This window comes from Burkholderia aenigmatica (assembly GCF_048627025.1).
Lineage (GTDB): Bacteria > Pseudomonadota > Gammaproteobacteria > Burkholderiales > Burkholderiaceae > Burkholderia > Burkholderia aenigmatica.
Genome location: NZ_CP184468.1, coordinates 91,994 through 118,170, shown reverse-complemented (window position 1 = coordinate 118,170; position 26,177 = coordinate 91,994). Strand labels below are relative to the sequence as shown.

The window sequence follows — 26,177 nt, the reverse complement described above, 5'->3', positions numbered from 1 at the left end:
ATTCTGTTGCGTGCCGGCGTGGCGCTCAGGCGGTCAACGCAGCCTGCATCGATGCGAGACGCGCGCGAACCGAGGTGTCGAGCACTTCGTCGCCGACCGTCACGCGCACGCCGCCGATCAGCGACGAATCGACTGCGATCGTCGGTTTCAGCTTGCGCTTGAACTTGCGTTCGAGGCCCGAGACGAGACTCTCGAGATCCGCGCCGTTCAGCGGGAACGCGCTCACGATCTCGGCGTCGGCTGCACCTTCACGTTCGTTCTTGAGCGCCTCGAACTGCTCGGCGATTTCCGGCAGCAGCGCGATGCGATGATTGTCGACCAGCATCTGCACGAAGTTCTTCGCTTCGGCGCCAGCCGCGAGCGGCGACTTCACCGCAGCAAGCAGCAACTCGGCTACTTGCGTGCGCGTCACCTTCGGGCTCGACGCGACCGACAGCACTTCCGGCAGACGCGCAACCTGGGCCAGCTCTTGCACGAGCGTGGACCAGGCGGCGATGTCACCGCCCTCGGCCACGCGGAACAGCGCTTCTGCGTAAGGGCGGGCGATGGTTGCAAGTTCGGCCATGATCAGAGCTCGGCTTTCAGTTGATTCAGCAGTTGGGCGTGGGCCGTTTGATCGACTTCGCGCTTCAGGATCTGCTCGGCGCCCTTCACGGCCAGCGTAGCGACTTCGCCACGCAGCGCTTCGCGCGCCTTCACGATTTGCTGTTCTGCTTCCGCCTTCGCCTGGGCGATGATGCGGGCGGCTTCAGCCTGGGCGTTGGACTTGATTTCCTCGGCGACCGCCTGGGCACGCTTTTCAGCGTCGGCGATGCGCTGCTGGCCGTCATTGCGGGCCTGCGCGAGTTCCTGGTCCACGCGCTTGTGCGCGGCGTCGAGTTCTGCCTTGCCCTTCTCGGCGGCGGCGAGGCCGTCGGCGATCTTCTTCGAACGTTCGTCGAGGGCGTTGATCAACGGCGGCCACACGAATTTCATCGTGAACCACGCGAGGACCAGGAACACGACCATTTGCGCAAACAGAGTTGCGTTGAGATTCACGGTGTTTCCTTATCTGCTATTCCGGAAAAATGAAACGGTAAGGCGCTCATCGAGTTGCATTCGATCAGCGCCCCAAGTCTCCGTTCCGCCCTGCGCCGGCTTGCGCCGGACGCATATTTCCGAGGAACCTTAGCCTGCGACGAGCTTCGACAGGAGCGGGTTCGCGAACGCGAACAGCATTGCAACACCCACGCCGATCAGGAATGCCGCGTCGATCAGACCAGCCAGCAGGAACATCTTCGTTTGCAGCGGGTTGATGAGTTCCGGCTGACGTGCGCAGGCTTCGATGTACTTACCACCCATCAGCGCGATACCGATACAGGCGCCGATTGCACCCAGGCCGATGATGATGCCGATACCGATGGCGGTCAGACCCTGGATGTTGGCGATGTAAGCTTGCATGATCACTCCTTTGTGAAAAGACTTGGAACTGAGATTTAAAAAACTAAAACGGAAACTCTTTCTTGCACGCCGCGCTTAGTGCTTGTCGTGCGCCTGGCCGAGATACACCAGCGTCAGCATCATGAAAATGAATGCCTGCAACAGAACAATCAGAATGTGGAAGATTGCCCAGACGCTGCCCGCGATCACGTGGCCAACGAAGCCGAGGAACGTTGCGTCGCCACCGAAGCTCCACATGCTGCCGAGCAGGGCGATCAACAGGAACAACAGCTCACCCGCGTACATGTTGCCGAACAGTCGCATACCGAGGGAGACGGTCTTCGCGAGATATTCGACGATGTTGAGCGCGAGGTTCGGGATCCACAGCAGCGGGTGGGCGCCAAACGGTGCCGACAGCAGCTCATGCACAAAGCCGCCCGCGCCCTTGATCTTGATGCTGTAGTAGATCATCAGGACGAACACGCCGAGCGCGATGCCGAGCGTGCCGTTCAGGTCGGCCGTCGGGACGATGCGATGGTGGGAAATCACGTCCGACAGACCGAGCAGGCCGATCACGCGGCCCGGCAGGTCGACCGGGAGGAAGTCGAGGGAGTTCATCAGCGCGACCCACACGAACACCGTGAGCGCGAGCGGAGCGATGAAGGTACGATTGCCGTGAACGATGGCCTTCGATTGGTCTTCGACCATCTCGACGAGCATCTCGATCGCGCACTGGAAACGACCCGGCACGCCCGACGTCGCCTTGCGGGCGGCCAGACGCAGCACGAGGATCGTCACGATGCCGCAAACGATCGACCAGAACAGCGTGTCGATATTCCAGACGTGAATGTCGAAAATCGACGTCTGATGCGAGGTGGAGAAATTCTGCAAGTGGTGCGCAATGTACTCGGACGGATCCGGACCGCGCGTGCCTTCGCTAGCTGCCATATCGTTAATGCCACCCAAATTGTCGAAAATCGTTTTGCCAGTTCCGCAACACGCTATTGCGGGAACGGGCCGGTGCGGTTCGTTGTCGAAACCACACGCTGCTTGTTCCTTACCGCCAGGCCAGCGCGATCCAGTACGTCTTCAGCACGACGAGGTACGTGACGAGGAACGGCACCCAGTGCACGCCGGACCAGCCGAACGCCACTGCAGTGAACATCCCGATCGTCAGAGCGAGTTTCAGGGCTTCGCCCATCACCCAGCTCATCACGGTGGCCGAGCCACCTGCCTTCAGTCGTGCCACGAAAACCGCACTGGGCACCCAGCCGATCGCTCCGCCCAGAAACGCGGATTGCGCAGCGGCGCCCGGCGACTTCGAAAACAGCCACCACGCCAGCGTTGCAACCAGGGACAGAACCACTTGCGCGATTACCACCTTATAGGGGGTCACGCGCGAGGGCTTGCTCACGTCCGGGCCGAACAGCTTTTCGGCTTCTACCCGTGTGAGCGGAACGATATTGTTTTCTTGCTGCTCGGCATCCCAGTCATCATCGAATTCGCGCCGCTCGCCGGCCGCTGAAGCGGTGCGTTGCGTGCGCTGATCATCGTGCCTGTCGTCCGGCGCCTGACCCGCCATCGCAATCTTCCGCAAAATCCTTGAACCCGGCCCCAAGCTTTCTGAAAGCTTTCAGGGGTGCCTAGCTAACAAATCCGGGCGATTGTAAGCGATAGTTGCAAGTGATTCAAGGCTTTAGACGCGACAAAAACCAGCGTAAAACGTCACCTCATGATGTGAAAAAACCTGCGATTCGACGACGTACGATGACAGTTGTAAGGTCGCTTTTTTGCACCGGTATTTCTTGCTCGAAAAAATCCGGCGTCGATGAAATGGCGAGGAAGCGATGCCCGCTGCGGGCGCTGGCGGGGCGGCACGATCGCCACCCAAAAACCATGCTGTGACGCGGCTCCGGGCTCGCGCTGCGCGCGAAACGCCGAACAGACAAAACACTGTGGCCGCCAGCCGCATCGGATACGCAAAATCCCGACCGGCGCTGGCGCGCGGATTTATCCAATCAGTTGTCATGCCACCACAGTCGATCGACTGTGGTTTGCCGCACTTATCCACAGCCCCGCAACCAGCGCGAATGCTGTGCGCCCTCCCCGCCACCCGAATGGCACGCCTGTGCCGCACGAACCCGCCTCGCTCAACCGTGAACGAGCAGCCACGCACCGAGTGCCGCGCTGGCGAGCGCGAACGGAATCGAGACCAGGTGGAACGGCAGCCACATGCGCGGCTCCTTCGCGAGACGCACCGCGATCAGGTTCGCAAGCGAGCCGATCGCGAAACCGAAACCGCCGACCGATACGCCGAATGCAAGCGCGCGCCAGTCATGCGTGAACTCCGACAGCAGGATCGCAGCCGGCACGTTGCTGATGCCCTGCGACAGCACGGCACCCGCCGCGAAGACGCGCAGCGGTGAGTCGAGACGTGCATGCGCAATCGCGTCATGGATGACGGGCAGCGCCGCCGCGCTGCGCAGCACGACGAACATCAGTACGAAGATCAGCAGCAGCAGCCAGTCGATCTTAAGGACTGCGTCACGTTTGATGGCAAGCAACACGATCGCGACGGCAAGCAGGCCCGGCAGCGGATGATGCGCATCGGCGAGCAGCACGAACGCCGCGAACAGCCCCGCCGCGATCAACGCGTGCATGCGCTGGACGGGAATGGCGACGACGTCGCCGGACAGATCGAGCGGCTTCGCGCGAAACGCACACGCGGTCAGCACGAGCAGCAGCGCCATCAGTGCGATCGCGAGCGGCCCGAGCGTCACCACGAAGCGGCCGAACGACATGCCGCTCAATTGCCACAGGAAAAGATTCTGGGGATTGCCGAGCGGCGTCGCGACGGACCCCGCGTTGACGGCCAGCGCAACGACGATCACGAGCCGCCGGAACGGCAGCGGTGTCAGCGCGCGCAGCGACACCATCAGCGGCACGACGACGAACAGCGCGACGTCGTTGGTGAGCCACATCGACAGCAACGCGGCGAACCCGACCAGCAACATCGCGAGCCCGCGTTCGGAATGCACGTGATGCACGATCCGGTGCGCGAGCCACATCAGGCAGCCGGACAACTCGAGCGCCTTGGTCAGCATCAACAGGCCCGCGAGCGTCGCGACCGTCTGCCAGTCGACCCGATCGGCCAATACGGAAAATGGTTGCGGACGCACCCATTGCAGCACAATCAGGCCAAGCGCGAGCACCGATAGCACGGGTTCCTGCGCAAGCCACCCCAACCACCGGCGTGGCGCCGGTGTGGCCGTCCCCTCCATGCGCCGCCCTTTATTCTTCGGTTGCGACGTTGCCGCGCAGCCGCACGAGAATGCCCTCGAGCGCGTCGAGGTTGCCGAAGTCGATCGTCACCTGCCCTCGCCCGCGGCGGCCGAGCTTGATCTTCACCGTCGACGCCAGCAGGTCGGACAACTCCTCTTCGAGACGACGCGTATCGCGGCCGCCATCGTCCTTCGCGCGCGCCTTCACCGCCGGCGCTTCCTTCGTCGTGTGCGTAACGAGCTTCTCGGTCTCGCGCACCGACATGCGCTTGTTGACGACCTGATGGGCAAGCGTGATCTGCGTGGCCGCATCGACGGCGAGCAGCGCGCGTGCATGCCCCATGTCGAGATCACCGGCCAGCAGCATCGTCTGCACCGGCGAAGCCAGGTTCAGCAGGCGCAGCAGGTTCGACACCGCGCTGCGCGAACGGCCGACCGATTCGGCCGCCTGTTCGTGCGTGAAACCGAACTCGTCGAGCAAGCGCTGGATACCGTGCGCTTCTTCAAGCGGGTTCAGGTCCTCGCGCTGGATGTTCTCGATCAGCGCCATCGCCGCGGCGGCCTGATCCGACACGTCCTTCACGAGCACCGGCACTTCATCGAGGCCCGCCAGGCGCGCCGCGCGGAAACGGCGCTCACCCGCAATGATCTCGTATTTATCAGACGAAATGGGTCGTACCAGGATCGGCTGCATCACGCCCTGCGCGCGAATGCTCGCCGCGAGCTCCTGCAGGCTGCCTTCGTCCATCCGCGTCCGCGGCTGGTATTTGCCGGCCTGCAGCTTGCCGAGCGCGAGCGTGTTCGGTGCCCCTTCGATTTTCACCGCTTCGGTGATATCGGCACTGCCGCCGAGCAGCGCTTCGAGGCCACGTCCCAAGCCCTTCTTCTTTGGTACCGCGTTCATGTCTTTCTTCCTCGCTTCGCTCATGTCCGGATCACGACACCTCGAACGCGCGAACGCGCTCGATCATCTCGGCACCGAACTGGAGATACGCTTGCGCACCGCGCGAGCTGCGGTCGAACACGACGCCCGGCAGCCCGTAACTCGGCGCTTCCGCCAGGCGCACGTTGCGCGGAATCACCGCGTCGAACACCTTGTCGCCGAAGTGCGCTTTCAGTTGATCGGAGACTTGCTGCTGCAGCGTGATGCGCGGATCGAACATCACGCGCAGCAAGCCGATGATCTTCAGGTCGCGATTCATGTTCGCGTGAACCTGCTTGATCGTGTTGACGAGATCCGACAACCCCTCCAGTGCGAAGTACTCGCACTGCATCGGGATCACGACGCCATGCGCCGCACACAGCCCGTTCAGCGTCAGCAGCGACAGCGTCGGCGGGCAGTCGATCAGCACGAAGTCGTAATCCTCGGCCACGTGCTCGAGTGCGGCCTTCAGCCGGCGCTCGCGGTTGTCGATGTTGATCAGTTCGATCTCGGCACCGGACAGCTCGCGGTTCGCGGGCAGCACGTCGTAGGTGACGCCTTCCGGGCGGATGCGCGCGTCGGTCACCGATACGCCGTCGACCAGCACTTCGTACACGGTCGCTTCGCAGGCAGCCTTGTCGATCCCGCTGCCCATCGTCGCGTTACCCTGCGGGTCGAGGTCGATCAGCAGGACTCGTTGCTCCTGCGCTGCAAGGCTTGCGGCGAGATTGACCGATGTCGTCGTCTTGCCGACGCCCCCCTTCTGGTTCGCAACGCAGAAGATCTTTGCCATCGTTGGTGTATTCCCTTTACCTTCAAACAAACGGCGCGCTACTGCGCGCCTTCCCTTCAATTCGCCTCGTCGACGGCTACTTCGATCAGATGCCGTTCGGCATCGAGCATCGGTACCGCCAACCGTATCGTCTGCTTGACGCGGCTGCCTTCCGGCAACCGCGCAATCTCGTCGTCCGGATGGACACCCTTCATTGCCCAAATCGATCCGCCCGGCGCGACCAGATGTCGAGCAAGTTTAACGAAGTCGGACAGATCCGCGAAAGCGCGGGATACGATCATGTCGAATTTTTCTGGCACTTCGACACCCGGCTGCAGCGATTCGACCCGCCCCGTGACCACCGACAGGTTCGCGAGCTTCAGCTCCGCGCGCATCTGAGTCTGGAATGCAGACTTCTTCTGCACGATATCGTTCAGCGTGATCTGCCAGTCCGGCTCGACGATCGCCAGCACGATACCGGGCAACCCGCCGCCCGAGCCAACGTCGAGCACGCGGGCCGATGCACGGCCACGCAGATGCGGGACGATGGAAAGCGAATCGAGGATGTGCTGGATCAGCATCTGCTTCGGGTCGCGGATCGCAGTCAGGTTGTAGACCGCGTTCCACTTGCCGAGCAGCGCGACGTAGTCGAGCAGCTGATTGCGTTGTGCATCCGTCAGAGCAAGGTCGAGCGCCGTCGTGCCTTCGACGAGCATCTCTTCCAGTACGTCCCGATTAACCGCCGGCGCGCGACGCACCGTCATTGTTGCGTCGGGACGGTGCCGTCCCCCTGCTCCGTTGCCGCTTCGGCAGTGCCATTACGACGGCCCAGGCCGCGGCGCTTCAAGTGCACCATCAGCAGCGAGATCGCCGCCGGCGTGACACCCGAGATGCGCGACGCCTGCCCGATCGTTTCCGGCCGGAACTCGTTGAGCTTCTGGCTCACCTCGAACGACAGGCCGCGGACTTCGCGGTAATCGATACCGTCCGGCAGGCGCGTGTTCTCGTTCGCATCGTTGCGTTCGATCTCCGATGCCTGACGCTCGATATAGCCCTGATACTTGATGCCGATCTCGACCTGCTCCTTGATCTGCTCGAGCAGCACCGGATCGTCAGCCAGCGGCTCCGCGGGGCCGCATTCGCCACCCTTCAGGCCGCACACGCCGTCGTAGCCGATGCCCGGACGGCGCAGCAGCTCGGCGAGGCTGTATTCGTGATCGATTGCCTTGCCGAGCAGCGCGGTCGCCTCTTCCGCCGGCAACGTCTTCGGCGTAACCCACGTCGACTTCAGGCGTTCGGTTTCACGTGAAACAGCGTCGCGCTTCCGGCTGAATGCGTCCCAGCGCGCGTCGTCGACGAGCCCCAGTTCGCGGCCGATCTCGGTCAGGCGCATGTCCGCATTGTCTTCGCGCAGGCTCAGGCGATATTCGGCGCGGCTCGTGAACATCCGGTACGGCTCGGCCACACCGCGCGTCACGAGATCGTCGACCAGCACGCCAAGGTAGGCCTGGTCACGGCGCGGGCACCATGCGTCCTTCTCCTGCACGTAACGACCCGCATTGAGGCCGGCCAGCAGACCCTGCGCAGCCGCTTCTTCATAGCCGGTCGTACCGTTGATCTGGCCCGCAAAGAACAGCCCGTTGATCGCCTTCGTCTCGAGCGATGCCTTCAGCGCGCGCGGGTCGAAGTAGTCGTACTCGATCGCGTAGCCAGGGCGCAGGATATGCGCGTTCTCGAGGCCGCGCATCGAGTGCACGAGCTCGAGCTGGACGTCGAACGGCAGGCTCGTCGAGATCCCGTTCGGATAGAACTCGTTGGTCGTCAGCCCTTCCGGCTCCAGGAAGATCTGGTGCGATTCCTTCGATGCGAACCGGTGAATCTTGTCTTCGATCGACGGGCAATAGCGCGGCCCGACGCCTTCGATCACGCCTGTATACATAGGCGAACGGTCGAGGCCGCCGCGAATGATGTCGTGCGTGCGCTCGTTCGTGTGCGTGACCCAGCACGGCAGCTGCTGCGGATGCTGCTCCGCGCGGCCCAGGAACGAGAAGACGGGGATCGGATCGAGATCGCCCGGCTGTTCGTCCAGCTTCGAGAAATCGATCGAACGGCCATCGATACGCGGCGGCGTACCGGTCTTCAGGCGGCCCTGCGGCAGCTTCAGCTCCTTCAGGCGCGACGACAGCGACACGGCCGCCGGATCGCCTGCACGGCCGCCCGTGTAGTTGTTCAGGCCGACGTGGATCTTGCCGTCGAGGAACGTACCGGCGGTCAGCACGACCGCGCGGGCGCGGAAGCGGATGCCGATCTGCGTGACGGCACCCACCACGCGGTCGCCTTCAACCATCAGGTCGTCGACGGCCTGCTGGAACAGCCAGAGGTTCGGCTGGTTCTCGAGCCGGTGGCGGATCGCGGCCTTGTACAGGATGCGATCGGCCTGCGCGCGCGTCGCGCGCACAGCCGGACCCTTCGACGAATTGAGGATCCGAAACTGAATACCGCTCTCGTCGGTCGCGGCTGCCATTGCGCCGCCCAGCGCATCGACTTCCTTGACCAGATGGCCCTTGCCAATGCCGCCGATCGACGGATTGCAGCTCATCTGCCCAAGTGTTTCGATGTTATGGGTCAGCAGCAGTGTCTTTGCGCCCATACGGGCGGACGCCAGCGCGGCTTCCGTGCCGGCATGACCGCCACCGACAACGATGACGTCAAATTCTGTGGGAAAAAGCATGGTGGATTCCGTCCGCAGGACTGCGCACGAACCTATCTGAGAAATGTATGGGCCGAATTATAGCGGGTTCGCTTTTCACCCGAATGCCGTCCGATTGGTAGGGTCTGTGCATTTCGACGATTTTTCGGCATTGGACCGATGAATCTGTGGCTCAGAGCCCACTCAGGCAATGCTTCGAGCCCGCCCGCCGCACATCGTTGCGCCTGTGCAGAGATCCAGTTGTCCGGAGATTTCACGTGAAACATACAACCCGTTCGAGGCCTGTGCCCCACCCAACACCCCGGACGAAATCCCCTGTGCAACCACACCCACCCTCTTCCTCACAGAATTTCCGTCGGTTCGCTAGACAGTTATCCCCTGTGGCGCGGCACATCGTCGGCCGGTGGAACGAGTGGCCAACTCCGAACGACAAACCGGATCGCCGTCTGCACTGTGGATACCTTCACTCATCGCCACTGCACAGAGCTTTTGACTGTTCCTCCGGTACTTATCCCCTGGTTGTTAACCGTCGATGTATCGGAGTCAGATCTCAACCCTAAAACAAAAACGGCGTGTTTCACGTGAAACACGCCGCCTGATTCCAGCCAACCGCTCTACCGATCAAGCCGTTTTCTTCGCCAACCCAAGGTACGTTTCGATCACGCGCGGATTCTGTGCGAGTTCGGCCGCCGGCCCTTCCAGCGCAAACTCGCCCGTCTCCAGCACATAGCCGTAGTCGGAGATCTGCAGCGCAGCCCGCGCATTCTGCTCGATCAGCAGCGTCGCCACGCCCGTGCCGCGCAACGCGCTGATGATATGAAAGATCTCCTTCACGATCAGCGGTGCCAGCCCGAGGCTCGGCTCATCGAGCATCAGCAGGTCGGGCTTGCCCATCAGCGCGCGGCCAACTGCGAGCATCTGCCGCTCGCCGCCGGACAGCGTGCCGGCCGCCTGCTTGCGCCGCTCCTTCAGCCGCGGAAACAGCGCGAACACGTGATCGAGCTGGTCGAGGAAGTTCGCTTCGCCGGCCTGCTTGCGCCGATACGCGCCCAGCACGAGGTTGTCTTCGACCGTCATCGTGCTGAACAGCTCACGCTTTTCCGGTACAAGGCACATCCCGCGTGCGACACGCTGCTCGACCGGCAATGCGCCGACGTCGTGACCGCGATACACGACCGCGCCCGACGCATGCCCGTTCACCGGCAGCGCGCCCATGATCGCGTTCAGCAGCGTCGATTTGCCGGCGCCATTCGGGCCGATCACGCTGACGATCTGCCCCGCGCCAACCTTGATTGCCGCGCCGTGCAGCGCCTCCACCTTCCCGTACCGGACTGCCAGCCCGCGCACTTCGAGAATCGGCATCGTCGTGTCCGTCATCATTCCACCCCGCCCAGATACGCTTCGAGCACTGCCGGATCCTGCTGCACGTCCTGCGGCAGCCCTTCCGCGATCCGCGTGCCGAACTCCATCACCACCAGCCGGTCGGTGAGATTCATCACGAAATCCATATCGTGTTCCACGAGCAACACGCTCATGCCTTCCGTCTTCAGCCGGCGCAGCAGGTCGGCGAGTTGCTGTTTCTCCTGGTAGCGCAGCCCGGCGGCCGGCTCGTCGAGCAGCAGCAGCGTCGGGTCGCAGCACAGCGCGCGCGCGATTTCGAGAATCCGCTGCTGGCCCAGCGCGAGGCTGCCCGCTTCGTCGTACATGTGCTTTTCGAGCCCGACACGGCGGATCTGTCGCGCGGCCTCGGCCAGCAACTGCGCTTCCTCATGGCCATTGAGCCGCGCGACACTGCGCCACACGCCGGTATGGCCACGCAGGTGCGCACCGATCGCGACGTTCTCGAGCACCGTCATCGCCGGCAACAGCTTCACGTGCTGGAACGTCCGGCCGATACCGCGGCGGACGATCTGGCGCGATGTGAGCCCGTCGATGCGCTCGCCGCGGAACGTGATCGTGCCGCCCGTCGGCTTCAGCACGCCCGTCACGAGGTTGAACGTGGTCGACTTGCCGGCGCCGTTCGGGCCGATCAGCCCAATGATCTGCCCCGCTTTCACGTCGAAGCTGACGTCGTTGACGGCCACGAGCCCGCCGAACTGCTTGCGCGCGTTGTCGACGACGAGCAGCGGTTCACCGGCCGCCGGCTTCGTGCGCTGCGGCAACGGATCGGCGTGCTCGGGCACATGCGCACGCGGCCCGCGCGGGAACAGCCTGGCGACGAACGGCCACACGCCCTGGCGCGCGTACTGCAGCAGCAACACCATCAACACGCCGAACACGATGATCTCGAAGTTGCCTTCCGACCCAAGCAGCTTCGGCAGCAGCGTCTGCAGGTAGTCCTGCAGCACGGTCAGGATCGCCGCGCCGAGCACCGCGCCCCACACGTGCGACACGCCGCCGACCACGGCCATGAACAGGAACTCGATCCCGTGGTTCAGCCCGAACGGGGTCGGGTTCACCGCACGCTGCAGGTGCGCGTACAGGAAGCCCGAGACGGCCGCGAGCACCGCCGCGTAGACGAAGATCACGACGCGCATCCACGCGGTGTTCACGCCCATCGCCTCGGCCATCACGCCGCCGCCGCGCAGCGCGCGGATCGCGCGGCCCGGGCGGCTGTTCAGCAGGTTCTGCACCGACACGATCGCGGCCAGCACGACCGCCCAGATCAGGAAATACAGGCTGCGGCCGCTTTCGAGCGCGATGCCGAACAGGTTCAGCGCCGGAATCCCGTTGATCCCGTCGTACTTGCCGAGCAGCTCGAGGTTGCCGAACAGGTAGAACAGCGCGAGGCCCCACGCGATCGTGCCGAGCGGCAGGAAGTGACCGGACAGCCGCATCGTGACCGCGCCGAGCACGAGCGCAACGAGCGCCGTCAGCACGACACCGACGATCAGCGCGAGCCACGGCGACACGCCGTAGCGCGTCGTCAGGAGCGCGGTTGCATACGCGCCGATGCCGACGAACGCGGCCTGCCCGAAGCTCGTCATCCCGCCGACACCCGTGAGCAGCACGAGCCCGATCGCGACGATCGCGTAGAGGCCGATGTAGTTCAGCAGCGTGATCCAGTATTCCGGCACCTGCAGCGCGCCGGGCAGCACCGGCAGCGCGAACAGCACCACGAGAAACACCCAGAAGGTCTTGTTGCGTACCATCGTCTTCATCGTGTCACTCCTCTTCCTCTTCCGCGTGCGGCGTCGCGAAGCTCCGCCACAGCAGCACCGGAATGATCAGCGTGAACACGATCACCTCCTTGTAGGCGCTCGCCCAGAACGACGAATACGATTCGAGCACGCCGACGAGCAGCGAGCCGGCGGCCGCGAGCGGATAGCTGACGAGCCCGCCGATGATCGCGCCGACGAAACCCTTCAGGCCGATCAGGAAGCCCGAGTCGTAGTAGATCGTCGTCAGCGGGCCGACGAGGATCCCGGACAGCACGCCGAGCCCCGCCGCGAACGTAAACGCGAGCCGCCCTGCCTCGGTCGTGCCGATGCCGACGAGCCGCGCGCCGAGCCGGTTCACCGACGTCGCGCGCAGCGCCTTGCCGGCGATCGTGCGGCCGAAGTACACGTAGAGCGCGCCGATCAGCACGAGCGCCGTCACGACCACCAGGATGCTCTGCACCGACACGGTCATGCTGCCGATCGACAGCGACGCATCCGAGAAGCCGTTGGTGCGCGAGCCCTCCGCGCCGAACATCACGAGCCCGAGGCCGACCATCGCGAAGTGGACGGCGACCGACACGATCAGCAGCAGCAGCGTCGTGCCTTCGGCGATCGGCTGGTACACGAGCCGGTAGACGAACGGTCCCATCGGCACGACGATCGCGAGCGTCAGTGCGATCTGCGCGAGCATCGGCAGCGGCTGCGCGGCAAAGCTGCGCGTGATCGCGAACACCGCGAGCGGCAGCAGGACGTAGCGGCTGCCGAGTGTCGCAAGCGTGCGGCCGAGCTGATGACGCCGTTCGCGATGCCGGATCAGGCCGCCGACTTCGAGCAGGAAGCACGCGATGCCCATCACGAACAGCAGCCAGCAGGTGGCGGGAAATTTCTGCGCCTGCAACGCGGCAAGCGTCAGCGCACCGTAGGCGACGAATTCGCCCTGGGGAATGAAGATCACCCGCGTGACGGAAAACACCAGCACGAGCGCCAGCGACAGCAATGCGTAAATGGCGCCGGTCGTGATGCCGTCTTGCGCGAGGATCGCTGCAATCGAGAGATCCATACGTTTCGTGTATCGAGAATGCTGCGGAGAAACGGAAGACGGGAACGGCCGGGGCGCGGGCGGCAAGGTCGACGCGTCGGGCGCCCTGCTGGCGGCCCCGGTGGTTCCAGGCGGCATGGGCGCGGCCCGTCAGGCCCGGCACCCTGCCGACGGCATGCACGACGCCATTTGCGCCGCGCACGCCGGTTTCACGTGATGCTTACTCGGCCTGCAGCTTCCACTTGCCGTCGACGATCTGCACCATCACGCGCGCACGCGTGTCGAAGCCGTTGTGGTCGGTCGGCGTCATGTTGATCACGCCGTGCGACACGGGCAGGTCCTTCACGTTTTCGATCGACGCGCGCAGCGCCTCGCGGAACGCCTCGGTGCCCGGCTGGCCCTTCTTCAGCGCTTCCGGAATCGCACGCTGCAGCAGCAGCCCGGCATCCCACGCATGGCCACCGAACGTCGCCAGCGAGCCCGCGCCGTACGCCTTCTCATACGCAGCCTTGTAGCCGAGCGCCGGCTTCTTCACCGGATTCGAATCGGGCAGCTGGTCGGTCACGAGCACGGGGCCGGCCGGCAGGATCTCGCCTTCGCAGTCCTTGCCGCACACGCGCAGGAAGTCGTTGTTCGCGACGCCGTGCGTCTGGTACACCTTGCCCTTGTAGCCGCGCTCCTTCAGCGTCTTCGCCGGCAGCGCCGCCGGCGTACCCGAGCCGGCGATCAGCACCGCATCGGGATTCGAGCCCATCAGCTTCAGCACCTGTCCCATCACCGACGCGTCGGTGCGGTTGTAGCGCTCGTTCGACACCACCTTCAGGCCGTTCTTCGCGGCCGCCGCGTCGAACGTTTTGTACCAGCTGTCGCCGTACGCGTCCGCGAAGCCGATGAAGCCGACCGTCTTCACGCCGTGCTTCGCCATGTAGCCGGCGATCGCGTCGGCCATCAGCTGGTCGTTCTGCGGCACCTTGAACATCCACGCGCGTTTCGCGTCCATGGGCGCGATGATCTGGGCGCTCGCCGCGAGCGAGATCGTCGGCGTCTTGCCCTGCGATACGGGGTCGAGCATCGCGAGCGAATTCGGCGTGACGGACGAGCCGATGATCGCGTCGACGTGATCTTCATCGATCAGCTTGCGCACGTTCTGCACCGCGCGGCTCGTGTCGGAAGCGTCGTCGAGCACGATGTATTGCACGCTCTTGCCCGCGATTTCCTTCGGCAGCAGCGCGATCGTGTTCTTTTCCGGAATCCCGAGCGACGCGGCCGGCCCGGTGGCCGACAGCGTCACGCCGATCTTCACCTGCGCCGACGCCGTTGCCGCCGCGCACACGAGGCCCGCGGCGAGCACGGCCTCCATCCATCGATTCATCTTCATTTACGTTGTCTCCAAACGCTGCTCGAAAAAGCCACGGGTCGCTCGGGCGGCTCCCGGTCCCCAAAAACAAGTTAATAATTTAACTATCTCGCCTGGCCACGCCTACGCTCGTTTTCCCGTGAAACGCCGCATCCGCGACGGCGCCCGGACGGCACCGCGCAAGCATGCGCCGGCTGCCGGTCGAAACGGTCGTTCGACCGTCACGATGCGCAGCAGCGGTGTCGTCTGGATGAAGGAAGTAGAGAAATGCGGAATCGTGCGGGCGCTCGATGCATGCGCAACGATCAAGAAAAGGCGCGTCGATCCGGACTGACGCGGCCAGGCCCGCGAGCGGCGCACGATCGGAAAGCCGGCCGCTCATGCGCGTGCAGATGTGAAGTCCGATACGGATGCGCGCGCAACGACCGGCGATGGCGCCGGAACGCGCCTACAGCCCGCAGAGCGGCTTGAGAAGGCCACGGCAACGACTGCCCCACCCCACGACGAACGAACGGCACCAGCCGCCCTTCCTGCCCCGATCCATCGTCCTGCGCTGCTCATCCAACCGTACTCCCTCTTCTGCATTCTGCTTGTAGGAGAACTGCCGACCGATTTTCCCGACCGAGCGGTCGGCGAAAGCTGAGTGTAACGGACGCGTTTTGCGCACGCCAACCGGGTTAGCCCGAACGGCTGGTGCGCGGTTGCGCATCGTCTGCGAGCGGATAGCGGGAAATGGGAAAACGGGGGGACGCGGCGAAGCGCGGAAGAAGCGCGGTGCGAACGCAAGCGCGGAAGACGGCCACTGCGCTGGCCGATGCACCATCGGCGGAAATCCGTGCACGCAAATGAAAAAGCGCTGTTGGATTCCGTCCAACAGCGCTTTGGGGTCCGGGCACTTTGTGCCTCGATTGTCTCCTCGTTCTCCACCTGCAAATTCGTTTCGCGGTGCACCAGAACTGAGACGAAGATTAAATTACCTTTCACACTGCGACAACTTAGCATTTACCCCTATGGTGCATCGCCGCACGAAAATGGGGCACCAGCCAACCGCGCGGCGCCGGCCCGAGCCCGCTGTGACGCCCTTCCGGAGCATGCCGGATGGTGCTTCGCATCAACGCCCGGTGACGCGCGCCGCACGCATTCAGGACGCCCTGAGCGGCTTGATCCGCGCGACCATCTCGCCGACGATCCCGCGCCGGAACGCGAGCACGCATGCGATGAAGATCAGCCCCGTGACGATCGTCGCCGATTCGCCGAGCGAATGGAACCAGCCGATGCCGGTCGCCGATGCGAGCCATTCGCCGATGTCGCCGAGCCGGTCTTCCAGCGCAACGATCAGCGCCGCACCCAGCAGCGGCCCGAACAGCGTGCCCATCCCGCCGACGAGCGTCATCAGTACGACCAGGCCCGACATCGTCCAGTACGCGTCCGACAGCGTCTCGAAGCCGAGCACGAGCACCTTCAGCGAGCCGGCCAGCCCCGCGAGGCCCGCCGACAGGATGAACGCGAGCAGCTTGAAGCGGTCGGTGTCGTAGCCGAGCGAGATCGCGCGCGCTTCGTTTTCCTTGATCGCGACGAGCACCTGGCCGAACGGCGAATGCACGACCCGCACGATGAATGCGCACGCGGCCACCACCACGGCCAGCACGACGTAGTACAGCGCGACGTCGTTCGACAGGTCGAGCAGCCCGAACAGGTGCCCACGCGGCACGCCCTGCAGGCCGTCCTCGCCGTGCGTGAACGGCGCCTGCAGGTAGATGAAGTAGACCATCTGCGCGAACGCGAGCGTGATCATCGCGAAGTAGATGCCCTGCCGCCGGATCGCGAACAGCCCGACGACGAGCCCGAGCAGCGTTGCGGCAACGGTACCGACGAGCACGCCGAGCTCCGGCGTGAAACCGAGCGTCTGCATCGAATAACCGGTCGCATAGCCGGCGGTCGCGAGAAACATCGCATGGCCGAACGACAGCAGCCCCGTATAGCCGATCAGCAGGTTGAACGCGGCCGCGAACAGCGCGAACGTGAGCACCTTCATCACGAACACCGGGTACGCGCCGATGAACGGCGCGGCGAGCAGTGCGGCGAGCAGCACGCCGTAGAGCACTTTTCTCTGCATCATTTTTCCTTGCCGAAGAGGCCCGCCGGGCGGAACAGCAGCACGATCGCCATGATCACGAACACGACGGTGGCCGACGCTTCGGGGTAGAACACCCGCGTGAAACCCTCGATCACGCCGAGCAGCAGGCCCGTGACGATCGAGCCGAGGATCGAGCCCATCCCGCCGATCACGACCACCGCGAACACGGTGATGATCATCGGCTGGCCCATCAGCGGCGACACCTGGATCACCGGCGCGGCCAGCACGCCCGCGAACGCGGCGAGCGCGACGCCGAAGCCGTAGGTGAGCGTGATCATCATCGGCACGTTCACGCCGAACGCCTCGACGAGCTTCGGGTTCTCGGTGCCCGCCCGCAGGTAGGCGCCGAGGCGCGTCTTCTCGATCACGAACCACGTCACGAGACACACCGCGAGCGACGCAACCACCACCCACGCGCGGTAGTTCGGCAGGAACATGAAGCCGAGGTTGGTGGCGCCGGACAGCTGCGACGGCACGTCGTACGGCTGGCCGGACGAGCCGTAGATCGAGCGGAACACGCCTTCGACGACCAGCGTGAGCCCGAACGTGAGCAGCAGCCCGTACAGGTGATCGAGCTTGTACAGCCAGCGCAGCATCGAGCGCTCGATCACGATCCCGAACGCGCCGACGACCAGCGGCGCGATCACGAGCATCGCCCAGTACGGCAGCCCGAAATACGACAGGCCCATCCACGCGAGCATCGCACCCAGCATGAACAGCGCGCCGTGCGCGAAGTTGATCACGTTGAGCAGCCCGAAGATCACCGCGAGCCCGAGGCTCAGGATCGCGTAGAACGAGCCGTTGACGAGCCCGAGCAGCAACTGGCTCAGCATCGCCGGCAACGGAATGCCAAAGATTTCCATCGACTTAGCCGTCAGAATGAGTTTCGTTGCGCGCGCAACCTTCATGCGTTGCGCACGCGGGCGGCGCAGCGGGCACATCGCTGCAGCCGCCACCGAGCGGCACGCCCGCGCGCGCCGCTACGCCCTGCTTACTTCCACAACGCGCAGCGCGATTCCTGCTTGGTCGCGAACGCCTGTTCGCCCGGAATCGTCGCGAGCACTTTGTAGTAATCCCACGGCTCCTTCGATTCCGACGGCTTCTTCACTTCCATCAGGTACATGTCGTGGATCATGCTGCCGTCCGTGCGGATGTAGCCCTTCGCGTAGAAGTCGTTGATCTTGATCTTCTTCAGCTCGGCCATCACCTTGTCGGAGTCGGTCGTGCCGGCAGCCTGGACGGCCTTCAGGTAGGTCGTCACCGATGAATAGTCGGCCGCCTGCAGGCTCGACGGCATCTTTTTCATCTTGCCGAAGTAGCGCTGCGCCCACTGGCGCGACGCCGCATCGCGGTTCCAGTACCAGCTGTCGGTCAGCACGAGGCCCTGCGTCGTCTCGAGGCCGAGGCTGTGCACGTCGTCGATGAACATCAGCAGCGCGGCGAGCTTCATCGTCTTCGTGATGCCGAATTCCTTCGCGGCCTTGATCGCGTTGATCGTGTCGCCGCCGGCGTTCGCGAGGCCGAGGATCTGCGCCTTCGACGCTTGCGCCTGCAGCAGGAACGACGAGAAATCCGACGCGGACAGCGGGTGACGCACCGCGCCGAGCACCTGGCCGCCGTTCGCCTTCACGACATCCGACGTGTTCTTCTCGAGCGCCTTGCCGAACGCATAGTCGGCGGTCAGGAAGAACCACGTCTTGCCGCCCTGCTTCACCACCGCCGAGCCGGTGCCCTTCGCGAGCGCCATCGTGTCGTACGCGTAGTGGACCGTGTACGGCGTGCACTGCTCGTTGGTCAGCGTGTCGGCGCCCGCGCCGATGTTGATGTAGACCTTCTTCTTCTCGGCGGCGACCTGGTTCATCGACAGTGCGGTAGCGGAGTTCGTGCCGCCGACCAGCAGGTCGAGCCCGCCGCGGTCCATCCATTCGCGCGCCTTCGACGCGGCGATGTCGGCCTTGTTCTGGTGATCGGCATAGACGACCTCGATCGGCTTGCCGAGCACCTTGCCGCCGAAATCGGCGACCGCCATGCGGATCGCTTCGAGACCGCCCTGCCCGTCGATATCCGCGTAAAGCCCCGACATGTCGGTGATGAAGCCGATCTTCACGGTATCCGCGGCCTGCGCGGCGCCGGCGGTGAACGCGGCGGTCGCGAGTGCGAGACAGGCGTGTGCGAGGGTCTTCATTTTCATTGACGTCTCCTGTTGTTCTGATGCGTTGTGGTTGTTCGAAGCCGCCACGGCTAGCGGCAAGAGAGACGGGGCGGCGTCACACCCCGAGCAGGTCGTGCAGGGTCGGCATCTTGCTTTCCAGTTCGGCCGCCTGGAAATGTTCGACGATGCTGCCGTGCTCCATCACGTAGAACCGGTCGGCGAGCGGCGCGGCGAAGCGGAAATTCTGTTCGACCATCACGATCGTGTAGCCGCGTGCCTTCAGCGCGACGATCATCCGCGCGAGCGCCTGCACGATCACCGGTGCGAGGCCTTCGGAGATCTCGTCGAGCAGCAGCAGGTTCGCGCCGGTGCGCAGAATCCGCGCAACCGCGAGCATCTGCTGCTCGCCGCCGGACAGGCGCGTGCCCTGGCTCTGCCGGCGCGACGCGAGGTTCGGGAACATCGTGTAGATCTCTTCGATCGACATCGCATGGTCGCGCGGCCCGATCGGCGGCGGCAGCATCAGGTTCTCCTCGCACGACAGGCTCGAGAAGATCCCGCGCTCCTCCGGGCAGTAGCCGACGCCGAAATGCGCGATGCGGTGCGTCGCAAGGCCGATCGTCTCGTTGCCCGCGACCTTGATCGACCCGCTGCGGCGGCCCGTGAGCCCCATGATCGCGCGCAGCGTCGTCGTGCGGCCCGCGCCGTTGCGGCCGAGCAGCGTGACGACCTCGCCGCGATGCACCGTCAGGTCGACACCGTGCAATATGTGGGATTCCCCGTACCAGGCCTCCAGGCCCGTGATCTCCAGCGCGGGCGTGCCGCTTTCGACGCCGCTCAATTCGCGTTCCTCCCGTGCGCTGTGCTTCATGCGTGCGCCCCCGCGAGCGCCGCGTCGGCGCTGCCCATGTAAGCCTCGATCACGAGCGGATTCTTCGACACTTCCGCATACGAGCCTTCGGCGAGCACCTCGCCGCGTTGCAGGACGGTGATCGTGTCGGAGATACCCGCGATCACGTTCATGTTGTGCTCGACCATCAGGATCGTGCGGCCGCTCGCCACCTTCTTGATCAGCGCGGTCACGCGGTCGACGTCCTCGTGGCCCATCCCCTGCGTGGGCTCGTCGAGCAGCATCAGTTCGGGCTCCATCGCGAGCGTGGTCGCGATCTCCAGCGCGCGCTTGCGGCCGTACGCGAGCTCGACAGTCGGCACCTGTGCGAAATCGGTGAGGCCGACCTGCGTGAGCAGGTCCATCGCGCGGTCGTCGAGGCGCTTCAACGTGCGTTCGCTGCGCCAGAAATGGAATTCGGTGCCGAGCGCGCGCTGCAGGCCGATGCGCACGTTCTGCAGCGCGGTCAGGTGCGGGAACACGGCCGAGATCTGGAACGAGCGGATGATGCCGCGCCGCGCCACCTGCGCGGGCCGCTCGTCGGTGATGTCGATGCCGTTGAAGACGATCTGGCCGGCCGTCGGCGTCAGGAACTTGGTGAGGAGGTTGAAGCAGGTCGTCTTGCCCGCGCCGTTCGGTCCGATCAACGCATGGATCGCACCGCGACGCACACGCAGGTTCACGCCGTTGACGGCCGTGAAACCCCTGAATTCCTTGGTCAGTCCGCGTGTTTCCAGAATCGTGTCGCCGAGAATCATGTTCCCTTCCGTACGAAGTCAGGCGAAGCACCGGGAAGATTCGCGAGAAGCGTCCGCGAAACAGGTCAGCGGATGAGCGGGCTGCCCCGGGCGCCGTGTTACGCCTCGAGGGTGGTCTCCCGCGCCGACGCGTATGCACACTGCGCCACATTGTCTCGCCGTTGGTGCAGTGCAATCATCGGGATTTGCACTTATAGGGCTGGCCGCCATGTCGCGCGCGGCTGTGCACGGTTTTTCACCCCGTTTTTTTGACACGTGCATCATCGTCCGTTGCCCTCCGCATGGCCCGGCACGCACGCAACAAAAAAGCCGTGCGATTGCACGGCTTGCATGGATCTTGCCGGCGAACCGGCACAATCGGCGCCATCGGCACCGGCGCTGCAACGGCAGCTTGTTTCGCATAGCGAATCAGCGGGCGGCATCGTGACGGCCCGCTGTCGTGCGTGTCAGCGTTCCGTCACGAGGCTGTCACCGCGGCCTCCGTGCGCACCGGCGTCGCTTCACGCGCCGCGCGTCGATCGGCACGGATCATGTCGCTCGCGCGTTCGGCGATCATCAGCGTCGGCGAATTGGTATTGCCCGACGTAATGAACGGCATCACCGATGCATCGACGATCCGCAGCCCGGCGATGCCGCGCACGCGCAACCGGCTGTCGACCACCGCGCGTTCATCGTCGGCACGCCCCATCCGGCAGGTGCCGACCGGATGGAAGATCGTCGTGCCGACGGCGCCGGCCGCCTCGATCAGCTCGGCTTCGCTCCGGTACTGCAGGCCCGGCAGGATTTCCTCGGGACGATAGCGTGCGAGCGCCGGCGCGGACGCGATCCGGCGCGTGAGCCGCAGCGCGTTCGCGGCGACGTGGCGATCGTGCTCGGTCGACAGATAGTTCGGCGCGATCGCGGGTGCCGCGCCCGGATCGGCGCTCGCGATGTGCACACTGCCGCGCGACGTCGGCCGCAGATGGCACACGGACGCCGTAAACGCGTTGAAGCTGTGCAGCGGCTCGCCGAAGCGTTCGAGCGACAGCGGCTGCACGTGGTATTCGAGATCGGGGCGCGTGAGGGCGGGATCGTCGGGATCGGATTTCGCGAACGCGCCGAGCTGCGACGGCGCCATCGACATCGGCCCGCGCTGCAGCAACGCATATTCGGCGCCGATCATCAGCTTGCCCCACCAGTGCGCAGACAGCGTGTTGAGCGTGCGCACGCCTTCGACACGAAACGCCATCCGCAATTGCAGGTGATCCTGCAGGTTTTCGCCGACGCCCGGCAGATCCTGCACGACGTCGATGCCGAGCGCCTGGAGCCGCCGGCCATCGCCGATGCCCGACAGTTCGAGCAGCTGCGGCGAATTCACCGCGCCGGACGTCAGCAGCACCTCCGAGCGCGCCCGTGCAACGTAGTCGGTGCCGCCGCCGCGATACTCGACGCCCACCGCGCGCCGCCCGTCGAAAATCACGCGCTGTGCCTGCGCGCCGGTGATCACGGTCAGGTTCGGGCGCGCCATCGCGGGCCGCAGGAACGCTTTCGATGTATTCCAGCGCACGCCGCGCTTCTGGTTCACCTCGAAATAGCCGACCCCGGTATTGTCGCCGCGGTTGAAATCGTCGGTTGCCGGGATGCCCGTCTGCTGCGCGGCCTGCGCGAACGATTCGAGGATCTCCCAGCGCAGCCGCTGCTTCTCGACGCGCCAGTAACCGCCCGCGCCGTGCGCGTCGCTCGCGCCCGCATGGTGATCCTCGCTGCGCTTGAAGATCGGCAGCACGCTGTCCCACGACCAGCCGGCGTCGCCGGTTTCCTGCGCCCAGCTGTCGTAATCCTCGCGCTGGCCGCGCATGTAGATCATCCCGTTGATCGACGAGCAGCCGCCGAGCACGCGGCCGCGCGGATACGACAGCGCGCGGCCGTTGAGCGCGGCTTCCGGTTGCGTCTTGTACAGCCAGTCGGTGCGCGGGTTGCCGATGCAATACAGATAGCCGACCGGGATGTGGATCCAGTGGTAGTCGTCCTTGCCGCCCGCTTCGAGCAGCAGCACGTGGATGTCGGGATCTTCGGTCAGGCGGTTCGCGAGCACGCAGCCCGCGGTGCCCGCGCCGACGATCACGTAATCGAATTCGCCTTCTAGCGTGCGTTGGGTAGTCATGTTGTCTCCTGTCACGCGGCGCGATCCCGCGAGCGTCATTTCCAGCATAGTGCGTCGCCGGCCGCCCTTGCGGCCCCGCGCCACGACCGATGAAGCGTACTCCGGCAGCCGCCCGCCGATCCAATGAGTTATGCTGAACTGCGTTATAAGCTGCGCTCATATCACGACGATGGATCTCACCCTGCTCCGCGCGTTCGCGACGGTCGCGCGCGAAGGCAACCTGACGCGCGCCGCCGTCCACCTGCACCTGACGCAGCCAGCCGTCAGCCTGCAGATCAAGCATCTGCAGGAAACGCTCGGCGTCACGCTGTTTACCCGCACGTCGCGCGGGCTCGCGCTCACGCGCGACGGGCAGACGCTGCTGCCGCATGCGGAACGGGCGCTCGCCGCGGCCGCCGACGTGCAGCGCGCCGCTGCTGCGCTGCGGCACGAGGTGCGCGGCCGGCTGCGGATCGGCACGATCCTCGATCCGGGCTTCCTGCGGCTCGGCGGCTTCCTGCGCGCGCTCGTCGAAACCCATCCGCAGATCGAAACCGCGCTGCGGCACGGGATGTCGGGCTGGGTGATCGAACAGGTGCGCACGCAGGCGCTCGACGTCGGCTACTACATCGGCCGGCCGGGCGAGAACGATCCGCTCGACGGTGCGCTGTTCCACACCGTCACGCTCACGCATTTCCAGTACCGCGTGCTCGCGCCGGCCGGCTGGAGGGAACGCGTGCAGCGCGCGCACGACTGGCGCGCGCTCGCCGCGCTGCCGTGGATCTGGACGCCGCCGGCGTCCGCGCACCACCGGCTGCTGTCGCGGCGCTTCGCGGATGCCGGCGCGCAGCCGGTCAAGGTTGCCGAGGTCGACCAGGAGCAGTCGATGCTCGATCTCGTCAAATCGGGCATCGGCTTGACGCTCGCGCGCGACTCGACCGCGCTGGCCGAAGCGCACGCGCATGCGCTGACGATCGTCGAACGCGTGACGGTGCCGACCGAACTGACGTTCGTGGCGCTCGCCGAGCGGCGCGACGAGCCGGCGATCGCGGCGGCGCTGCGGCTCATCGAAGCCCAGTGGGCGATATGAGCGGTGCTGAAGACGGCGCGACGCGGCCTGCACGCGTCATCTCGCCACGCCCCCCGCGCGTCGTCACGCCACCGTCTCCGCGTTTTTGCTAGATTGTGCGTTCGCACACCGCGAGACCCCGATTGAAGGAGACCCGCATGGCCCGCAACATCGAGATCAAAGCCCGCGCCCGCGAATTCGACCACCTGCGCGAGCAGGCGGCCAAGCTCGCGACCGAAGCGCCGCTGTTCTATCGCCAGCAGGATTTCTTCTATGACGTGCCGCGCGGCCGGCTGAAGCTGCGCCGCTTCGAGGACGGCACGCCGGCCGAACTGATCTTCTACCAGCGCGACGATCGCGACGGCCCGAAGGCGTCGTACTACACGCGCAGCCCGGTGACGAACCCCGACGCCATGCACGCGCTGCTCGCCACCGCGCTGACCACGCGCGGGATCGTGACGAAGGAACGGCACGTGTATCTCGCGGGCCGCACGCGCATCCACCTCGACCGCGTCGATGGCCTCGGCGATTTCATCGAACTGGAAGTCGTGCTCGGCCCCGATGACGACGAGGCCGGCGGCGAAGCCGAAGCGCACGACGTGTTCGCGAAGCTCGGCGTGTCGCAGGACGATCTCGTCGCGGTCGCGTACGTCGACCTGCTGAACGCCGACACGCCGCACGAAACGGCCTGATCCGGCCCTGCCCTACGGCGGCGCAACCCGCGCCGCCTCCAACCCTGGCGCCGCGTCAGGCGGCGCCGGGCGCCAGGTGCGCGAGCGGCAACGCGCCGTTGCGCTTGAACGTCGTCAGCACGATGTTCGAGCGCACGCTGTCGACGCCCGGCACGCGCATCAGCTTCTTCATCACGAACTGAGACAGCGCGTTCAGGTCCGGCGCGACGATCCGCAGCAGGTAGTCGGCATCGCCCACCACCGCATGGCATTCGAGCACTTCGGGCAGCACGTCGATCTGCTGCTGGAACTGCTCGATGATCGAATCGCCATGGTGCTTGAGCTTGAGGCTCGTGAACGCGGTGACGCCGAGCCCGAGCTTTTCGGGGCGCAGCATCACGCGGTAGCCTTCGATCACGCCGGCCGCCTCGAGCCGCTGCAGCCGACGGCCGATCTGCGACGGCGACAGCGGCACCTCCTCGCCGAGCTGCTGATGCGTCGCGCGGCCGAAGCGCTGCAGCACGTCCAGCAGCGCGAGATCGAAGTGATCGAGTTCCAGCATGAGTATTCTCCGCATTGATTCGTGATTTGATGCGCGATTATCGCATCATCGAGCGAATCAGCGCCAACATTGCGCCCATTCCGCGTGCAGCCCGCTCTACACTTGCATGGTTCCCAACCGCCACGTGCAGAGCCAGATCATGTCCACCGTCGTCACCGCGAAACTGCAGGAGCAGTTCGATGCGGGCCTCGAAACCCGCGCCGATTTCACCATCGACCAGCCGCTCGCGCGCTACGGCCAGGTCGACCACGCGGTGTGGAAGCAGCTCTATGCACGCCAGTCGGCGCTGCTGCGCGGTCGCGCGTGCGACGCGTTCGTCGCGGGGCTCGGGAAGATCGACCTGCCGGCCGATCGCGTGCCGTCGTTCGCCGACGTGAACCGCCAGTTGAAGCCGGCCACCGGCTGGGAGATCGTCGCCGTGCCGGGCCTCGTGCCCGACCGCGTGTTCTTCGAGCACCTGGCGAACCGGCGCTTTCCGGTCACCTGGTGGATGCGCCGCCCCGACCAGCTCGACTACCTGCAGGAACCCGACTGCTTCCACGACCTGTTCGGCCACGTGCCGCTGCTGATCGACCCCGTGTTCGCCGACTACATGCAGGCGTACGGCCGCACCGCACTCGCGGTCGCCGACGACGAAGCGGCGCTGGCGCGCCTCGCGCGGCTCTACTGGTATACGGTGGAATTCGGGCTGATCCGCGACCCGCGCGGCACGAACGGGCTGTCGATCTACGGCGCGGGGATCGTGTCGAGCAAAGGCGAAAGCCTGTACAGCCTCGAAAGCGCGGCGCCGAACCGGCTCGGCTTCGACCTCGAGCGCGTGATGCGCACGCAGTACCGGATCGACACGTTCCAGAAGACCTACTTCGTGATCGACGATTTCGCGCAGCTGTTCGCGCTGGCCGACGTCGATGGCCGTGCACTGGCCGACCGGCTGGCGGCGCTGCCCGAGTTCGCGGCCGGTGCGGTGCTCGATAGCGATCGCGTGCTGCATCGCGGCACGGGCGAAGGCTGGCCCGACGACGCCGACGCGTGACGCTCGAGGGCGCCACAACGCGCCGCTGCCGGCCTCCCGATCGCTTCCCCACAACTATGAAACAATGACCGGTGCCGGCTTCGCCGCGCGGCGCAGCCGCGCGCGGGCGCCGTTACCGACCGA

General features: G+C 65.2%; 25 protein-coding genes. 3 read left to right on the top strand and 22 right to left on the bottom strand.

Going from position 1 to position 26,177, the window contains the following annotated elements:
• Nucleotides 1-25: 25 nt before the first annotated feature.
• From ACN8ZM_RS00570 to ACN8ZM_RS00470, 21 genes are all read right to left on the bottom strand, one after another.
• A complete protein-coding gene (locus ACN8ZM_RS00570; RefSeq protein WP_043184892.1) occupies nucleotides 26-565 on the bottom strand; it encodes a F0F1 ATP synthase subunit delta in 540 nt (179 codons plus the stop codon).
• Between the two features lie 2 nt (nucleotides 566-567).
• Nucleotides 568-1,038 carry a F0F1 ATP synthase subunit B gene (locus tag ACN8ZM_RS00565; protein ID WP_011350523.1) on the bottom strand — a complete coding sequence of 157 codons (471 nt, stop codon included), beginning with the start codon at nucleotides 1,036-1,038 and terminating at the stop codon, nucleotides 568-570.
• Between the two features lie 129 nt (nucleotides 1,039-1,167).
• The gene (gene atpE / locus ACN8ZM_RS00560) at nucleotides 1,168-1,440 is read right to left on the bottom strand and encodes a F0F1 ATP synthase subunit C (RefSeq protein ID WP_021160442.1); all 273 of its coding nucleotides are present in this window, start codon (nucleotides 1,438-1,440) and stop codon (nucleotides 1,168-1,170) included.
• Between the two features lie 75 nt (nucleotides 1,441-1,515).
• Nucleotides 1,516-2,367: a F0F1 ATP synthase subunit A gene (atpB, locus tag ACN8ZM_RS00555; RefSeq protein WP_043184890.1), complete on the bottom strand. Its 852-nt coding sequence runs from the start codon at nucleotides 2,365-2,367 to the stop codon at nucleotides 1,516-1,518.
• A 109-nt stretch (nucleotides 2,368-2,476) separates the two neighbouring features.
• Nucleotides 2,477-3,001 carry an ATP synthase subunit I gene (locus ACN8ZM_RS00550; RefSeq protein WP_043184887.1) on the bottom strand — a complete coding sequence of 175 codons (525 nt, stop codon included), beginning with the start codon at nucleotides 2,999-3,001 and terminating at the stop codon, nucleotides 2,477-2,479.
• 114 nt (nucleotides 3,002-3,115) lie between these two features.
• The gene (locus ACN8ZM_RS00545) at nucleotides 3,116-3,448 is read right to left on the bottom strand and encodes a hypothetical protein (RefSeq protein ID WP_420210386.1); all 333 of its coding nucleotides are present in this window, start codon (nucleotides 3,446-3,448) and stop codon (nucleotides 3,116-3,118) included.
• 121 nt (nucleotides 3,449-3,569) lie between these two features.
• Nucleotides 3,570-4,700: an SLC13 family permease gene (locus tag ACN8ZM_RS00540; protein ID WP_420210385.1), complete on the bottom strand. Its 1,131-nt coding sequence runs from the start codon at nucleotides 4,698-4,700 to the stop codon at nucleotides 3,570-3,572.
• 10 nt (nucleotides 4,701-4,710) lie between these two features.
• Nucleotides 4,711-5,604 carry a ParB/RepB/Spo0J family partition protein gene (locus ACN8ZM_RS00535; protein WP_027788713.1) on the bottom strand — a complete coding sequence of 298 codons (894 nt, stop codon included), beginning with the start codon at nucleotides 5,602-5,604 and terminating at the stop codon, nucleotides 4,711-4,713.
• 31 nt (nucleotides 5,605-5,635) lie between these two features.
• Nucleotides 5,636-6,415 carry a ParA family protein gene (locus ACN8ZM_RS00530; RefSeq protein WP_043184882.1) on the bottom strand — a complete coding sequence of 260 codons (780 nt, stop codon included), beginning with the start codon at nucleotides 6,413-6,415 and terminating at the stop codon, nucleotides 5,636-5,638.
• A gap of 56 nt (nucleotides 6,416-6,471) precedes the next feature.
• Complete coding sequence (gene rsmG / locus ACN8ZM_RS00525) at nucleotides 6,472-7,158, bottom strand: 16S rRNA (guanine(527)-N(7))-methyltransferase RsmG (RefSeq protein WP_420210384.1); 687 nt, start codon at nucleotides 7,156-7,158, stop codon at nucleotides 6,472-6,474.
• Nucleotides 7,155-9,125, bottom strand: a complete 1,971-nt coding sequence (gene mnmG, locus ACN8ZM_RS00520; protein WP_089449643.1) for a tRNA uridine-5-carboxymethylaminomethyl(34) synthesis enzyme MnmG — start codon at nucleotides 9,123-9,125, stop codon at nucleotides 7,155-7,157. Before mnmG ends, rsmG begins: the two co-directional genes overlap by 4 nt.
• A 600-nt stretch (nucleotides 9,126-9,725) precedes the next feature.
• Nucleotides 9,726-10,481 carry an ABC transporter ATP-binding protein gene (locus tag ACN8ZM_RS00515; RefSeq protein ID WP_043184876.1) on the bottom strand — a complete coding sequence of 252 codons (756 nt, stop codon included), beginning with the start codon at nucleotides 10,479-10,481 and terminating at the stop codon, nucleotides 9,726-9,728.
• Nucleotides 10,481-12,265, bottom strand: coding sequence for an ABC transporter permease subunit (locus ACN8ZM_RS00510; protein ID WP_089449641.1), 1,785 nt, complete (start codon nucleotides 12,263-12,265; stop codon nucleotides 10,481-10,483). The genes ACN8ZM_RS00515 and ACN8ZM_RS00510 overlap by 1 nt, the downstream gene beginning before the upstream one ends.
• Nucleotides 12,266-12,269: 4 nt before the next feature.
• The gene (locus ACN8ZM_RS00505; RefSeq protein WP_043184875.1) at nucleotides 12,270-13,325 is read right to left on the bottom strand and encodes a branched-chain amino acid ABC transporter permease; all 1,056 of its coding nucleotides are present in this window, start codon (nucleotides 13,323-13,325) and stop codon (nucleotides 12,270-12,272) included.
• A 199-nt stretch (nucleotides 13,326-13,524) separates the two neighbouring features.
• The gene (locus ACN8ZM_RS00500) at nucleotides 13,525-14,682 is read right to left on the bottom strand and encodes an ABC transporter substrate-binding protein (protein ID WP_043184871.1); all 1,158 of its coding nucleotides are present in this window, start codon (nucleotides 14,680-14,682) and stop codon (nucleotides 13,525-13,527) included.
• 1,120 nt (nucleotides 14,683-15,802) lie between these two features.
• The gene (locus ACN8ZM_RS00495) at nucleotides 15,803-16,777 is read right to left on the bottom strand and encodes a branched-chain amino acid ABC transporter permease (RefSeq protein WP_043184866.1); all 975 of its coding nucleotides are present in this window, start codon (nucleotides 16,775-16,777) and stop codon (nucleotides 15,803-15,805) included.
• The gene (locus ACN8ZM_RS00490; protein ID WP_043184865.1) at nucleotides 16,777-17,661 is read right to left on the bottom strand and encodes a branched-chain amino acid ABC transporter permease; all 885 of its coding nucleotides are present in this window, start codon (nucleotides 17,659-17,661) and stop codon (nucleotides 16,777-16,779) included. Before ACN8ZM_RS00490 ends, ACN8ZM_RS00495 begins: the two co-directional genes overlap by 1 nt.
• A gap of 128 nt (nucleotides 17,662-17,789) precedes the next feature.
• Nucleotides 17,790-18,989, bottom strand: a complete 1,200-nt coding sequence (locus ACN8ZM_RS00485; RefSeq protein ID WP_043184862.1) for an ABC transporter substrate-binding protein — start codon at nucleotides 18,987-18,989, stop codon at nucleotides 17,790-17,792.
• Nucleotides 18,990-19,065: 76 nt separating this feature from the next.
• On the bottom strand, nucleotides 19,066-19,821 hold the full coding sequence (locus ACN8ZM_RS00480) for an ABC transporter ATP-binding protein (protein ID WP_043184860.1): 756 nt from the start codon (nucleotides 19,819-19,821) through the stop codon (nucleotides 19,066-19,068).
• On the bottom strand, nucleotides 19,818-20,597 hold the full coding sequence (locus ACN8ZM_RS00475; RefSeq protein ID WP_021160426.1) for an ABC transporter ATP-binding protein: 780 nt from the start codon (nucleotides 20,595-20,597) through the stop codon (nucleotides 19,818-19,820). Before ACN8ZM_RS00475 ends, ACN8ZM_RS00480 begins: the two co-directional genes overlap by 4 nt.
• Nucleotides 20,598-21,054: 457 nt before the next feature.
• On the bottom strand, nucleotides 21,055-22,740 hold the full coding sequence (locus ACN8ZM_RS00470; RefSeq protein ID WP_420210383.1) for a GMC family oxidoreductase: 1,686 nt from the start codon (nucleotides 22,738-22,740) through the stop codon (nucleotides 21,055-21,057).
• A 169-nt stretch (nucleotides 22,741-22,909) separates the two neighbouring features.
• Here ACN8ZM_RS00470 and ACN8ZM_RS00465 point away from each other — a divergent pair, with 169 nt between their 5' ends.
• Entirely contained in the window at nucleotides 22,910-23,809 is a 900-nt protein-coding gene (locus ACN8ZM_RS00465) for a LysR family transcriptional regulator (RefSeq protein WP_420210382.1), read from the top strand.
• A 137-nt stretch (nucleotides 23,810-23,946) separates the two neighbouring features.
• Nucleotides 23,947-24,480, top strand: a complete 534-nt coding sequence (locus tag ACN8ZM_RS00460; RefSeq protein ID WP_043184855.1) for a class IV adenylate cyclase — start codon at nucleotides 23,947-23,949, stop codon at nucleotides 24,478-24,480.
• A gap of 55 nt (nucleotides 24,481-24,535) precedes the next feature.
• Here the strand turns inward: ACN8ZM_RS00460 and ACN8ZM_RS00455 are convergent, their stop codons facing one another.
• Complete coding sequence (locus ACN8ZM_RS00455; RefSeq protein WP_006408082.1) at nucleotides 24,536-25,021, bottom strand: Lrp/AsnC family transcriptional regulator; 486 nt, start codon at nucleotides 25,019-25,021, stop codon at nucleotides 24,536-24,538.
• Nucleotides 25,022-25,160: 139 nt separating this feature from the next.
• Between ACN8ZM_RS00455 and phhA the strand changes: the two genes are divergently transcribed.
• Nucleotides 25,161-26,054, top strand: coding sequence for a phenylalanine 4-monooxygenase (phhA, locus tag ACN8ZM_RS00450; RefSeq protein WP_043185217.1), 894 nt, complete (start codon nucleotides 25,161-25,163; stop codon nucleotides 26,052-26,054).
• Nucleotides 26,055-26,177 lie beyond the last annotated feature (123 nt).